This is a genomic window from Streptomyces sp. NPDC048600 (assembly GCF_055587025.1).
Genome location: NZ_JBVJGZ010000027.1, coordinates 69,919 through 82,492 on the forward strand (window position 1 = coordinate 69,919; position 12,574 = coordinate 82,492).

General features: G+C 74.4%; 10 protein-coding genes. 6 read left to right on the top strand and 4 right to left on the bottom strand.

The features are described from left to right. The first annotated feature begins 314 nt into the window (after positions 1-314). Both cyc2 and ACZ6SQ_RS30065 read left to right on the top strand, forming a co-directional pair. Positions 315-2,480 (top strand): germacradienol/geosmin synthase Cyc2, encoded by a 2,166-nt coding sequence (gene cyc2 / locus ACZ6SQ_RS30060; RefSeq protein WP_469567571.1) that lies wholly within the window; start codon positions 315-317, stop codon positions 2,478-2,480. Positions 2,481-2,704: 224 nt separating this feature from the next. Continuing rightward, positions 2,705-3,274, top strand: a complete 570-nt coding sequence (locus ACZ6SQ_RS30065; RefSeq protein ID WP_469567574.1) for a PDZ domain-containing protein — start codon at positions 2,705-2,707, stop codon at positions 3,272-3,274. Between the two features lie 79 nt (positions 3,275-3,353). Here the strand turns inward: ACZ6SQ_RS30065 and ACZ6SQ_RS30070 are convergent, their stop codons facing one another. Further along, positions 3,354-4,109, bottom strand: a complete 756-nt coding sequence (locus ACZ6SQ_RS30070; protein ID WP_469567576.1) for a metallophosphoesterase — start codon at positions 4,107-4,109, stop codon at positions 3,354-3,356. A gap of 179 nt (positions 4,110-4,288) precedes the next feature. On the opposite strand from ACZ6SQ_RS30070, the gene ACZ6SQ_RS30075 reads away from it, so the two are divergent. Both ACZ6SQ_RS30075 and ACZ6SQ_RS30080 read left to right on the top strand, forming a co-directional pair. Then, entirely contained in the window at positions 4,289-4,465 is a 177-nt protein-coding gene (locus ACZ6SQ_RS30075) for a hypothetical protein (protein WP_469567578.1), read from the top strand. A 62-nt stretch (positions 4,466-4,527) separates the two neighbouring features. Continuing rightward, positions 4,528-5,499, top strand: a complete 972-nt coding sequence (locus ACZ6SQ_RS30080; RefSeq protein WP_469567580.1) for an aminoglycoside phosphotransferase family protein — start codon at positions 4,528-4,530, stop codon at positions 5,497-5,499. 130 nt (positions 5,500-5,629) lie between these two features. On the opposite strand, the gene treZ is transcribed toward ACZ6SQ_RS30080, so the two are convergent. After that, entirely contained in the window at positions 5,630-7,375 is a 1,746-nt protein-coding gene (treZ, locus tag ACZ6SQ_RS30085) for a malto-oligosyltrehalose trehalohydrolase (protein ID WP_469567582.1), read from the bottom strand. Positions 7,376-7,559: 184 nt separating this feature from the next. Between treZ and ACZ6SQ_RS30090 the strand changes: the two genes are divergently transcribed. Together ACZ6SQ_RS30090 and ACZ6SQ_RS30095 are read left to right on the top strand one after the other, a co-directional pair. Beyond that, positions 7,560-8,111: an FHA domain-containing protein gene (locus ACZ6SQ_RS30090; protein WP_386380890.1), complete on the top strand. Its 552-nt coding sequence runs from the start codon at positions 7,560-7,562 to the stop codon at positions 8,109-8,111. 65 nt (positions 8,112-8,176) lie between these two features. Next, entirely contained in the window at positions 8,177-8,593 is a 417-nt protein-coding gene (locus tag ACZ6SQ_RS30095) for an SSI family serine proteinase inhibitor (RefSeq protein ID WP_469567585.1), read from the top strand. Positions 8,594-8,621: 28 nt separating this feature from the next. Here the strand turns inward: ACZ6SQ_RS30095 and ACZ6SQ_RS30100 are convergent, their stop codons facing one another. Together ACZ6SQ_RS30100 and treY are read right to left on the bottom strand one after the other, a co-directional pair. Continuing rightward, the gene (locus tag ACZ6SQ_RS30100) at positions 8,622-9,872 is read right to left on the bottom strand and encodes a M14 family zinc carboxypeptidase (protein WP_469567587.1); all 1,251 of its coding nucleotides are present in this window, start codon (positions 9,870-9,872) and stop codon (positions 8,622-8,624) included. Positions 9,873-10,001: 129 nt separating this feature from the next. After that, a complete protein-coding gene (gene treY / locus ACZ6SQ_RS30105) occupies positions 10,002-12,359 on the bottom strand; it encodes a malto-oligosyltrehalose synthase (protein WP_469567589.1) in 2,358 nt (785 codons plus the stop codon). Between the last annotated feature and the right edge of the window lie 215 nt (positions 12,360-12,574).

The following is a 12,574-nucleotide window of genomic DNA, read 5'->3' on the forward strand; positions in this document are numbered from 1 at the left end:
CCTAGCAAAGACACCCAACGTGCGCGGTCAAAGGGCGCGGGAAACTGCGCGAACCGCGTAACCACCGCCCCGATCGGCCCGAGAATCCGCACGCCCACTCCCTCAGGGGCGCGGGGAACTGCGCGAACAGCCACGGACGGCCCGCACCCGACGCACGCCCCGGCAACCACCACCCCCGCACCCGACGCACGCCCCGGCCCCCACCGAACCCCCCACCCACCCGAAAGTTCCGCACACCAAAGGCAATTCACGCGATGGTGTGATGACATGAGCCCAGGCGGATGCACGGGAAAACGCATGGGTAAGGCCCGCCCATGACCCAGCCCTTCGAACTCCCGCACTTCTACATGCCCCACCCCGCCCGGCTGAACCCGCACCTGGACGAGGCCCGCGCCCACTCCACCACGTGGGCACGGGAGATGGGCATGCTGGAAGGCTCCGGGATCTGGGAGCAGGCCGACCTCGACGCGCACGACTACGGCCTGCTCTGCGCCTACACCCACCCCGACTGCGACGGCCCCGCCCTGTCGCTGATCACCGACTGGTACGTGTGGGTGTTCTTCTTCGACGACCACTTCCTGGAGACCTTCAAGCGCAGCCAGGACCGCGCGGGCGGCAAGGCCTATCTGGACCGGCTGCCGCTGTTCATGCCGATGGACCTGTCGGCCCCGATGCCCGAGCCGGCCAACCCGGTCGAGGCCGGCCTCGCCGACCTGTGGAGGCGGACCGTACCGGCGATGTCGGCCGACTGGCGCCACCGCTTCGCCGTGGCGACCGAGCATCTGCTGAACGAGTCCCTGTGGGAGCTGTCGAACATCAACGAGGGCCGGATCGCCAACCCGGTCGAATACATCGAGATGCGCCGCAAGGTCGGCGGCGCCCCCTGGTCCGCCGGACTCGTGGAGTACGCCACCGCCGAGGTGCCCGCGTCCGTCGCCGCGACCCGGCCCCTCAGGGTGCTGATGGAGACCTTCTCCGACGCCGTGCACCTGCGCAACGACCTGTTCTCCTACCAGCGGGAGGTCGAGGAGGAGGGCGAGCACAGCAACGGCGTGCTCGTCCTGGAGACCTTCTTCGGCTGTACCACCCAGGAGGCCGCCGACACCGTCAACGACGTCCTCACCTCCCGCCTCCACCAGTTCGAGCACACCGCGTTCACCGAGGTGCCCGCCGTCGCGCTGGAGAAGGGCCTCGCCCCCGACGAACTCGCCGCGGTCGCCGCGTACACCAAGGGGCTCCAGGACTGGCAGTCCGGCGGCCACGAGTGGCACATGCGCTCCAGCCGCTACATGAACGAGGGCGCCGCCTCCGTCTCGCCCTGGAACCGCCCCTTCGGCGGTGCCGCCGACATCCAGGCCCTGCTCGCCTCGACCGCGGCGGACCGGCTGCGCGCCCACAGCCACGTCCCCTTCCAGAAGGTCGGCCCGTCCGCGATCCCGGACATCCGCATGCCCTTCCCCCTGCGCCTCAACTCCGGTCTCGACGAGGCGCGCCGCGGCCTGGTCGCCTGGTCGCACCGCATGGGCATCCTCAGCGAGGGCGTCTGGGACGAGGACAAGCTCGACTCCTGCGACCTGGCGCTGTGCTCGGCCGGGCTCGACCCCGACGGCAGTCAGGAGGCGCTCGACCTCAGCGCCCACTGGCTGGCCTGGGGCACCTACGGCGACGACTACTACCCGCTCGTCTTCGGCCGGCGCCGCGACCTCGTCGCCGCCCGGCTGACCACCGAACGCCTCTCGGCCTGTATGCCCCTGGACGGCGAGCAACCGCCGCCCGCGGTGAACGGCATGGAACGCGGTCTCGCCGACCTGTGGCGGCGCACCACGGCGGACATGGACCGGGAGGCCCGGCGCACGCTGAAGGCCGCGGTCGACGTGATGACCGAGAGCTGGGTGTGGGAGCTGGCCAACCAGATCCACCACCGCGTCCCCGACCCCGTCGACTACCTGGAGATGCGCCGGGCCACCTTCGGCTCCGACCTCACCCTCAGCATGTGCCGCAGGGGCCACGCCCCCGGCATCGCGCCCGAGGTCTACCGCAGCGGCCCCGTCCGTTCCCTGGAGAACGCCGCGATCGACTTCGCCTGTCTGCTCAACGACGTCTTCTCGTACCAGAAGGAGATCGAGTACGAGGGCGAGGTCCACAACGCGATCCTGGTCGTGCAGAACTTCTTCGGCTGCGACTACCCGACCGGGCTGCGGATCGTCGCCGACCTGATGAACCAGCGCATGGAGCAGTTCGAGCATGTGGTGGCCGTCGAACTGCCCGTCGTCCATGAGGACTTCGCCCTCTCCACCGAGGACCGGGAGGCCATGGACGGCTATGTGGACGCGCTGCGCAACTGGATGTCCGGCATCCTGAACTGGCATCGCGCCGTGGACCGTTACAAGTCGGACTACCTGGCCCGCCGCACCCACGGATTCCGCCCGGACGGCGCGCCGGCCCCGGCCACCCTGCCCGTACCCGCCGGCCGGGCCTGAGCAGTCACGTCACCGCACGTGACGGCCCTCGCCGCGCCGGATCGCGGCGGGGGTGCCCGGGGCGGCGGCGCGCACGGTCGAGGCGCTGGTCGAAGAGTCCCTTCCGGCCCGCGACCCGGCCGGTGACCGGTAAGGCTTCCCGCTGCTGACCGCGGGTCAGTCTCACTCGTTCGGGGATCGTCGTGGCCGGGTGCGCCGGGTAGAGCACCAGCCGGAGGCGAACCATGGAACAGACTGCGCTGCGTCCCAAGCCGATGCCCGGCCAGGAGCCCGGTGGCGGCACCGCCCGGACACCCGTCCGGCGCCCGCACGCCGCCCGGCGCCGCGGCCGACGGCTCACCACCCTGCTGCTCGGCCTGCTCGCGGGGGCGGTCCTGGTGCTGTCCGGCGTGGGCCTCGGCACCGTCGGCGCCACCGTGATCGGTATGAGCCGGCTCGCCGAACTCCAGCGGCCGAGCGCCCCGCGGCCCCCCGCCCCCGTACCTGCGGCCTCGTCCGCCCCGGCCACGCCCGCCGCCCGGGCGCCCGCGGGCGCGACCCTGGGCGTGGAGGCGGTCGACGCCGAGAAGCCCGGCGCCCTGGTCGTCGGCGTGCACATCCCGGGACCCGGTCACGCGGCGGGCCTGGTCCGGGGTGACGTACTGCTCGACTTCGGCGGTACGCGCGTCGACACCGCCGCCGACCTGGCCCGCGCGGTGGCGGAGGCCCGGCCCGGCCAGGAGGTGAAGGTGACGGTGCGTCACGAGAGCGGCGGCTTCCAGCAGCTCACGGTCGTACCGGGCATCGTCACCTGACCGTCCGTCGCGATCTGGCCGTCCGTCGCGATCTGGCCGTCCGTCGCGATCTGGCCGTCCGTCGTGAACTGGCTGTCCGTCACGCGATCGTACGGAAATGGCTCGTCAGGCCCCCGGCGTCGTCCAGCACATGGAAGGCCAGCCCGACCGGCGCGTCCCGGTCGGCGACCTGCTCGCCCTCCCAGGGCAGCCGCAGCGTCCACGTCACACCCGGCCCCACGAGGACGGGCCGTCCGGCGAAGACGCCGGCGGCCGCCGTGTGCGCGTGGCCCGTGATCAGCCCGGCGATCCGCGGCCGGCGTTCCAGCAGCGCGGCCAGCCGTCCCGGGTCGCCCAGCCGGCAGGAGTCCGGCAGGGGGTGGTGCAGGGTGACCGGCGGGTGGTGGAACGCCAGGAGCGCCGGCAGGTCCGGGCCGAGTCCGTCGAGCGTCGTCTCGATCCAGTCGTACGTCTCGTCGTCCAGGGCTCCGTCGTCCTCTCCCGGGATGCTGGAGTCGCACATCAGCACGGCGGCGCCGTCGAGCACCCGGACGCTGTTGACCGGCCCTTCGGCGGCGGGCTCGCCCAGCAGCACCTTGCGGTAGGGACCCCGGCTGTCGTGGTTGCCGGGGCAGGTCAGCACCGGGAACGGCGTGTCGCCGTCGCGCAGCCCGAGCAGGCGGGCGGCCTCCTCGTATTCCGGCTCCGCGCCGTGATCGGCGATGTCCCCGGTGACCAGCAGGGCGTCCACCGGGCCCGGCAGCCCCCACAGGTGGTCCCGGACCCGCTGGGCACGCTCCGTCGCGCGCGTGGTGCCGTCCAGATGCAGATCGCTGATGTGTGCGAGTACGAGCACGGTTCCGTGTCCCCCAGTCATCGCCCTAACGGATAGAAATGATCAAACCATTAGGACTAATGGCTGTGCAAGAAGTGACCATTAACTTCCCATGTGGTGTGCCGAACCGGCTCGCGCCGCCCCCTCCGGGCGGGCAGGATGCTGCCCGTAGTCCCCTTCGTCCGCCCAGGGAGGCCCGGATGACCGGCCGTACGCCCGCGCCCTTCACCGACGACGACCACCGGGCCCGGACGGGGCGGGCAGCGCCGACGGTCGCGGGCGCGAGGCATGCCGGACCGCTCGCGGGGGACGCCGTCGTCGAGGACGGAGGCCGCCGGCTGAGCGGCACCACGCGCGAGATGGTCATAGTGGACTGACCGGGCGACCCGCCCGGAACCCGTCTCTGCCGACCACACCCCCGAGCGACAACGGCGTGACCATGACCCAGGCACCGACACCCAGCGCGGACACCGTCCGCAGAGCGCTCCACACCCTCGTCAAGGGCGGCGGGCAGGACCCCGCCGGCCCCGAGGTACGGCCGATCCCCGAAAGCGTGGGACGGACCACCTGGTGGGTGGGGAGCCGCCATGTGCTCCGCCTCGCCACCGACCCGGAGGCCACCACCCTGCTGCGCCGCGAGGTGCGGCTGCGGGACCTGGTCCGGGCGCACATCCCCGTCGCCGTACCGGTCAGCGTCGCCCAGGGCGAATGGGCGCCCGGCCTCGCCTGCACCCTCGACACCAAGGTGCCCGGCGGCTCGGGCGACCGGCAGGACGTCTCCGCGATCGGCGAGGCCGACCTCGCCGGGCTGCTCACCGGCCTGCGCGAGGTGCCCGCACGACAGGCCGAGGCCCTCGGCGTCCCGCGTGCCACACCGCGCTCCCTGGACTCGCTGCGCCGCGTGGCCGCACAGGCCGCCGAACGGATCGCGGCCGCCGACGAGTTCGACGCGGCCCGGCTGCACCAGCTCACCCCGCCCGCGGCCGTCCAGCTCGCCGCGCAGCCCGGCGGAGCCGTCCTCGTCCATCACTCCCTCACCGGCGACCACCTCGTGGTCAGCGCCGAGGGCCGGGTGCGCGGGGCCCTCGGCTGGGGCCTGGCGGTCCTGGGCGACCCCGCCGAGGACATCGCGGGCCTCGCCCTCGCCGTCGGTTCCCCCGCCGCAGTCCGCGCCGCCACCCTCGCCGGCTACGGCGCCCGCCCCTGCCTGCGCGGCCTCTGGCTGGCCCGCTGCGACACGGTGATCCGCCTCGCCGCCCACCTCGACGGGCGGGACACGACCGTCCCGCTGCCGCTGCTGCGCACCCAGCTGGGGCACGCCTGGGAGGCCATCCTGCTGGAACGGGTCACGGAGCTGCGGGCGGCGGACGAGGAGGACGAGAAGGACCTGCCGGGGGACGACGAGTACTAGGGCGTACCAGGGCACGTTCCGGCGCCCGGTACCGCCTCCCGTTCCGGCGCCCGGTACCGCCTCTCGCCCCGGCGCCCCGTACCGCCTCTCGCCCCGGCGCCCCGGTACCGCCTCTCGCCCCGGCGCCCCCTCAGTCCTGCGACAGCACCACGCACGACTCCCCGGGCAGCCGCAGCACCCCGTCCTCGCCCGGCGCCTCCACCGGCTCCCACGCGGCCAGGATGCGTACCGGGCGGGTGCCCAGCGGGATGGGCGCGGACTCCTTGGCGAGGTTCACGGCCACCCGGATGTCGCCGCGCCGGAAGGCCAGCCAGCGCGCCTCGGCGTCGTAGGCGACCTTGGTGTCCGCGAGGTCGGGATCGGTGAGGTCGGGCAGTTCGGCCCGCAGGGCGATCAGCGCCCGGTACCACTCCAGCACGCGCGCGTGGTGCGGGGCCCGCGGCTCGGACCAGTCGAGACAGGAGCGCTCACGGGTCGCCGGGTCCTGCGGGTCGGGAACGTCCTCCTCCGCCCACCCGTGCGCGGTGAACTCCCGCCGCCTGCCCCGCCGTACGGCCTCGGCCAGCTCCGGGTCGGTGTGGTCGGTGAAGAACTGCCAGGGCGTGCCCGCGGCCCACTCCTCGCCCATGAACAGCATCGGCGTGAACGGGGCCGTCAGCGTCAGCGTCGCCGCGCAGGCCAGCAGCCCGGGGGAGACCAGGGCCGACAGCCGGTCGCCCTGGGCGCGGTTGCCGATCTGGTCGTGCGTCTGGCTGTAGCCGAGCAGCCGGTACCCGGCGACCCGGGCGCGGTCCAGCGGGCGGCCGTGCCTACGTCCCCGGAAGCTCGAGTACGTGCCGTCGTGGAAGAACCCGCCGGTGAGCGTCTTGGCCAGGGCGGCGAACGGGTCCCGCGCGAAGTCCGCGTAGTAGCCCTGCGACTCGCCCGTCAGCGCGGTGTGCAGCGCGTGGTGGAAGTCGTCGCTCCACTGCGCGTGCAGACCGAGCCCGCCCTCCTCCCGCGTGGTGATGGTCCGCGGGTCGTTCAGATCGGACTCGGCGATCAGGAACAGCGGCCGTCCCAGCTCCGCCGCGAGCGCGTCCACGCCCGCCGACAGCTCCTCCAGGAACGGGTACGCGCGCGTGTCCGCCAGCGCGTGCACGGCGTCCAGCCGCAGCCCGTCCACCCGGTAGTCACGCAGCCAGGCCAGCGCGCTGCCCAGCAGGAACGCCCGCACCTCGTCCGAGCCGGACGCGTCCAGATTGACGGCCACGCCCCACGGCGTGTGATGCGTGTCCGTGAAGTACGGCCCGAACGCGGGCAGATAGTTGCCGTCCGGCCCCAGATGGTTGTGCACCACGTCCAGGACCACCCCGAGTCCCAGCCCGTGCGCCCGGTCGACAAAGCGCTTCAGCGCCTCGGGGCCGCCGTACGGCTCGTGCACCGCCCACAGCGACACCCCCTCGTACCCCCAGCCGTGCCGCCCGGGGAACGGGCACAACGGCATCAACTCGACGTGCGTGACGCCCAGTTCCACCAGATGCCCGAGCCGCTCCGCGGCCGCGTCCAGGGTGCCCCCGGGCGTGTACGTGCCCACGTGCAGCTCGTAGAGCACGGCCCCCTGGAGGGGACGGCCCTCCCACGCCGTGCGCCAGTCGTGGCGCCCCTGGTCGACGACCGCGCTCAGCCCGTGCGGCCCGTCCGGCTGGCGCCGCGAGCGCGGGTCCGGCAGCACGGGCCCGTCGTCCACCGCGAACCCGTAGCGCGAGCCGTCGTCCGCCTCCGCCTCGGCCGTCCACCACCCCTCGCGCCGCGGATCGCGCTCCATCGCCCGAGTGGCCCCGTCGCACTGGAGCGTCACACGGCCGGCCTGCGGTGCCCACACCTCGAACTGCACGGACGGTTCCCCTTCGTCTGCTCACCGTGATGTAGCTCCCCCATGGTGCGCCAACCGAGATCGATCCGGGGGCCGATCCGGCGCCGAAACCCTCCTTTCTCGCAGGTGCCGTGCGGTACGCGCGCGTGGCGGCCGTTTCCCCGTTTTCTGGACACCTGGGGTTCACTGACCGACAATCACCAGCGTGACGTCGTCCTTCGAGTTCCCCGCCTTTCCCGCGCGGCTGTCCGACGCGGAGCGCGACAAGGCGCTGAAGGCGCTGCGCGACGGCGTCGCCATGGGCCGGCTGTCGCACGACACCTTCATCCGCCGCATGGAGCTCGCGCTGGCCGCCCGCCGGTCCGACGAACTCGCCGCGCTCACCGCCGACCTGCCCCGGGAGAACAGGGTCGCCCGGCTGGTGTTCGGCAGCGTCGAGGCGGTGTCCGGGTTCACCGTACGGCTGCGCCGGGCCTGGCAGGCCGAGCGGCTGCCCAAGCTGCTGCTGCCCCACCAGAACACCGGGCACCCGCTGCGCATAGGCCGCGACCCCGCCTGCGGGCTGCGGCTCAACCACGAGACGGTCTCGCGCCTGCACGCCGAGCTGACCCGCCAGAGCGGGATGTGGGTCCTGCGCGACCTCGGCTCCACCAACGGCACGACCGTCAACGGCCGCCGGGTGATCGGCGCCGCCGTCGTCCGCGAGGGCGACCAGGTCGGCTTCGGGAACATGACGTTCAGACTGTCGGTGAACTGAGCGGAGGGCTCCCTTTCGGGTGAGCGGGGCTGGGGCGCGGGGGACGTCGTGCCGATGCTTCGGGCATGACCCACACGATCACAGCGAAAGCGGTGCGGGGCGGCCTGCTGGCGGCCGCTCTCCTCGTCGCCGCCGCCACCCCGGTCCAGGCGGCCCACCAGGAGTCCTTCCAGGCCAACTGGCTCTACGTCTCCGTCACCCACGGCGACAACCGGTCCGGCGACACCCGCGGCACCCTGCTGATGTGCGACCCGCCCCAGGGCCACTCCCGCGCCGCCGAGGCCTGCGAGCAGCTCACCGCCGTGGCGGGCCGCGTCGACCGGATGCCGGCCCGGGGCGAGGCCTGCCCCATGGTCTACGCGCCGGTCACGGCCCACGCGCGCGGGCGGTGGAACGGCATGTCCGTCGACTACACCAGGACCTTCGGCAACGAGTGCGAGCTGGCCGACCTGACGGGCTCGGTGTTCGCGATGGGCGACTGAGCCGCCGCCGCGCGCGTGCGGGCGGTGCTCAGGCCGCCCACACGCGCGCGTGCAGCGCCGCCGCGACCACCGTGCGGGACTGGTGCTCGATCTGGTGCTCCAGCGGCACCCAGCGGGCGTGGAAACGCTCGGCGAAGGCCTCGCTCCAGTCCACCACCAGCCGTTCGAGCAGCGGAGCGGAGCGGTCGTCCGTCGCGCGCAGCACCCGCAGCAGCATCGCCGCCGACCGCAGCGGAAGCCGCCGCGCGAAGGCCTCCACGCTGCCGATGTACGCCATCGAGACATCGGCGGGCGGGGTGTTGATCCAGTCCGCGGCCAGCCCCGGCACCAGCTCCAGCACCCACCGCCCGGCCCGCAGCAGGGGGCTGTCCACGCCCTCCAGCCGCGGCAGCGCCTCGCAGAGCACCCGCTCCACCTCCAGCGCGTCGCGCACCAGCCCCTCGGCCAGCACGCGCAGCGCCGCCGCCGGAGCGGGATGCGGGGCCACGTCGTCCACCAGGTCGCTCGCCCACATCGGCACCTCCACGACCGCCGTGAGGCCGCCGTAGCGATGGGCGTGGTACCAGGTGCTGTTGCGCGCGTCGTCCGGCATGCTCGGGTACGCGACCCCCGACTCGCCCGTCGGCATCACATGCACCCCGGGCCCGGACGTCGGCCAGCCCGCGGCGTCGGAAGCGCCCGCCTCCACCGGGATGCGCAGCTCGGCGGCCGACTTGGCGAACGGCTCCGCCAGCCCCGGGATGTCCCTCGTCAGCTGCACCCAGCTGCCGCCCAGATCGGTGCCGTGCAGTGTCACCTGGAGGTAGGGGCGCAGCTCGTCGATCACCCCGGTCAGGGTGCGCGTCTCGGGCGGCAGCCGGTCCGGCGGCAGCACCGACGGCGACCACTCCGGCTGCTCGGGCCCGGCCGGGCGGAAGAAGCCCCGGTGGTAGTCGAGCAGACTGCGCGGCGCGGGCGTCACATGCAGACTCGCCCCGTCCGGGTCCGCGCACAGCAGGAAGTGCCAGGACGTGCCGTCCCGCAGCACGCGCTCGTGCAGCACGCGTTCGGCGAGCGCGAGCAGGGTCGGGCCGCCCGCCGGTTCATTGGCGTGGGCGCCCGCGACGACCAGTACGGCCCGCCCGGCGCGGCCCACGGACAGCAGATGCAGCGGGCGCCCCTCCCGGGACACCCCCACCTGACGCAGGGCGCACAGACCGGGATGGCGCACGGCCAGGGCCCGGGCGGACGAGATCAGTTCGGGCAGGGTGGGGTAGCGCAGCTCCGGCAGGAGACTCACCCCCGTTTGGTCCGGCCGGCCCTCGCCTCCGCAGTACCCCACGGAGTTGAGACTCTGTCAAGAATGTGCGCCGGAGCCGCCCGGGGGCGCCCGGACGCACGGGCGCGGCCGCCCCCGCCCGTCGGCGGCTCACGGCTCCTCCCCGGCCCGTTCCAGCAGCGCCACCGGCAGCTCCCCGAACAGCTCCGCCACGCGCGCGTGACCGGCGAACTCCCGCCCGGGGGAGAGCACGTCGGCCCACCGGCCCGGCGGCAGCGGCAGCCGGGTGTCCCGCCAGCCGCCCGCCTCCGCCAGCCGCAGCGACAGCCGGGTCACGGCGGTGATCACCTCGCCGGAGCGCGCGAACGCCGCGCAGTGCCCGGCGGCCGGGCCCTGCGCCGCCAGCGGCGTGTACGTGGCACTCGCCCCGAACGCCTCCGGCCGCCGCGCCCGCAGCCGCAGCGCGGCCGTCGTCAGCGCCGCCTTCTCGCCGCCGTCCCGCGGCGGCAGCGCGGCCGGCCGCCGGTTGTCCGGGTCGACCAGCGCGCGGTACTCGGCCTCCGTGCCCTGGTAGACGTCCGGCACGCCCGGCATCGTCAGCTGCACCAGCGCCACCCCCAGCACGTTCGCCCGGATGTGCGACTCCAGGGACGCCCGGAACGCGGCCACGTGCTCCCCCGGCGCCCCGCAGGGCCCGGCCGCCACGAACGCCGCCACCGCCTCCTCGTACGGCGGCTCCCGCTCGGTCCAGCTCGTGAACATCCCGGCCTCGCGCACATGCTTCAGCAGCGCCCCCTGCACCCGCTCCGGCGCCGCGGGCCCGAGCCCGAACACCGTCTGCCAGGCCGCCCAGGCCAGCTGCCCGTCCGGCACCGCCTCCTCGGGGCGCGACAGGCCGTCCAGCAGCTCCGCCCAGCGCTCCGGACACTCGGTGAGCACGGCGAGCGCGGCGCGTACGTCGGCGCTGCGCTTGGTGTCGTGGGTGGTCACCACCGTGCCGGCGAGCGGCCAGTCGCGCTGCACGCGCGCGCAGTAGGCGTGGAAGTCCTCCGGCGACACCCCCGGCGATCCGGGATCGCCGCCCACCTCGGTCGCCGACAGCAGCGGCACATACCGGTAGAAGGCCGTGTCCTCGACGGACTTGGCCCGCAGCGCCGACGACAGCTGCGCGAACCGCGCGCGGAACTCCCGCTGCTCCGGCCCGTCCCCGTGCCGCCCGAGCAGCAGCTCCCGTACGACGTCCACGGCCCCGGCCTCCTCGGGCACCACGAAGGCGAGCCGGGCCTCGGCGGCGGCCTCCTCGGTGACCACACGGGCCGCGTCCGTGGAGGCGTAGGGGCGGTACACCTCCATGCGGACGAGCAGCTCGCGCAGCGCCGCGGCGAGCGCCCAGGGGGCACGGTCGCGCAGCTCCGGGCCGGGCGAGGACGCGCACACCCTGACCGCCACCCGGGTCAGCCGCTCCAGCTCGGCGGCCAGCTCGTGCCCGATCACCCCGTACGCCGCGCGCCGCACGGTCGCGTCCCAGGAGCCGCCCCGGTCGGTCTGGGGCGCCGCGAACCGCCGGTAGCGGGCGAGGAGTTCGCCCGCGCCCGCCGGGTCCGTGAACAGGCCGTCCACGCGGCGCAGCGCGTCGTAACCCGTGGTGCCCGCGACCGGCCAGGAGGGCGGCAGGTGCTCGGTGTCCGAGAGGATCTTCTCCACCACGGTCCAGCGCCCGCCGGTGGCCTCGTGCAGCCGCGCCAGATAGGCGTCCGGGTCGGCCAGTCCGTCCGGGTGGTCCACCCGCAGCCCGTCGATCACGCCCTCGTGCAGCAGTGCGAGGATCTTGCCGTGGGTGGCCTCGAAGACCTCCGGGTCCTCCACCCGCACCCCGATCAGCTCCGAGATGCTGAAGAACCGGCGGTAGTTGAGCTCGGTCCGGGCCAGCCGCCACCACACCGGGCGGTACCACTGGGCGTCCAGCAGCCGGGTCGGCGGCAGGTCCTCGGTGCCCTCGCGCAGCGGGAAGGCGTGGTCGTGGTAGCGCAGCACGTCGCCCTCGACCCGCAGGGCGTCCGCCTCCTCGCCCAGCGGGCCCCCGAGCACCGGCAGCAGCAGCTGCCCGCCCCCGGCCTCCCAGTCGATGTCGAACCAGCGCGCGTACGGCGACTTCGGGCCCTCGCGCAGCACCTCCCACAGGGCGCGGTTGTGGACCGGGGCCATGGCCATGTGGTTCGGCACGATGTCCACCACCAGGCCGAGCCCGTGCTCCCGGGCGGTCCGCGCGAGGGCGCGCAGGCCGTCCTCGCCGCCCAGTTCGCCGCGCACGCGCGCGTGGTCGACGACGTCGTACCCGTGCGCCGATCCGGGGACGGCCTCCAGGACGGGCGACAGATGCAGATGCGAGACGCCGAGCGAGGCCAGGTACGGCACCGTCGCCGCGGCGGCCGCGAACGGGAACGCGGGCTGGAGCTGGAGCCGGTAGGTGGACGTGGGCACCGGCGGGAGGGATCGCTCAGGTGTCATGCAGACCTACGTACCCGCCCCGCCGCCTTTCGTGTCATCCCGGGCCGCCGCAGGAGTGACCGGGCATGCCCCTGCCACCCCGTAGGGGTGGCCCGGGGGGGGGGGGGGGGGGGGGGGGGGGGGGGGGGGAGGGGGGAGGGGGAGGGGGGGGGGGGGGGGGGGGGGGGGGGGGGGGGGGGGGGGGGGGGGGGAGGAGGGGGGGGGGGGGGGGTGTG

Excerpts from the sequence above, each read along its gene's own strand:
- ACZ6SQ_RS30095 (WP_469567585.1), top strand. The coding sequence starts at position 8,177 with ATGACCCACACGATCACAGCGAAAGCGGTGCGGGGCGGCCTGCTGGCG.
- ACZ6SQ_RS30075 (WP_469567578.1), top strand. The coding sequence starts at position 4,289 with ATGACCGGCCGTACGCCCGCGCCCTTCACCGACGACGACCACCGGGCC.
- ACZ6SQ_RS30080 (WP_469567580.1), top strand. The coding sequence starts at position 4,528 with ATGACCCAGGCACCGACACCCAGCGCGGACACCGTCCGCAGAGCGCTC.
- treY (WP_469567589.1), bottom strand. The coding sequence starts at position 12,359 with ATGACACCTGAGCGATCCCTCCCGCCGGTGCCCACGTCCACCTACCGG.
- ACZ6SQ_RS30065 (WP_469567574.1), top strand. The coding sequence starts at position 2,705 with ATGGAACAGACTGCGCTGCGTCCCAAGCCGATGCCCGGCCAGGAGCCC.
- cyc2 (WP_469567571.1), top strand. The coding sequence starts at position 315 with ATGACCCAGCCCTTCGAACTCCCGCACTTCTACATGCCCCACCCCGCC.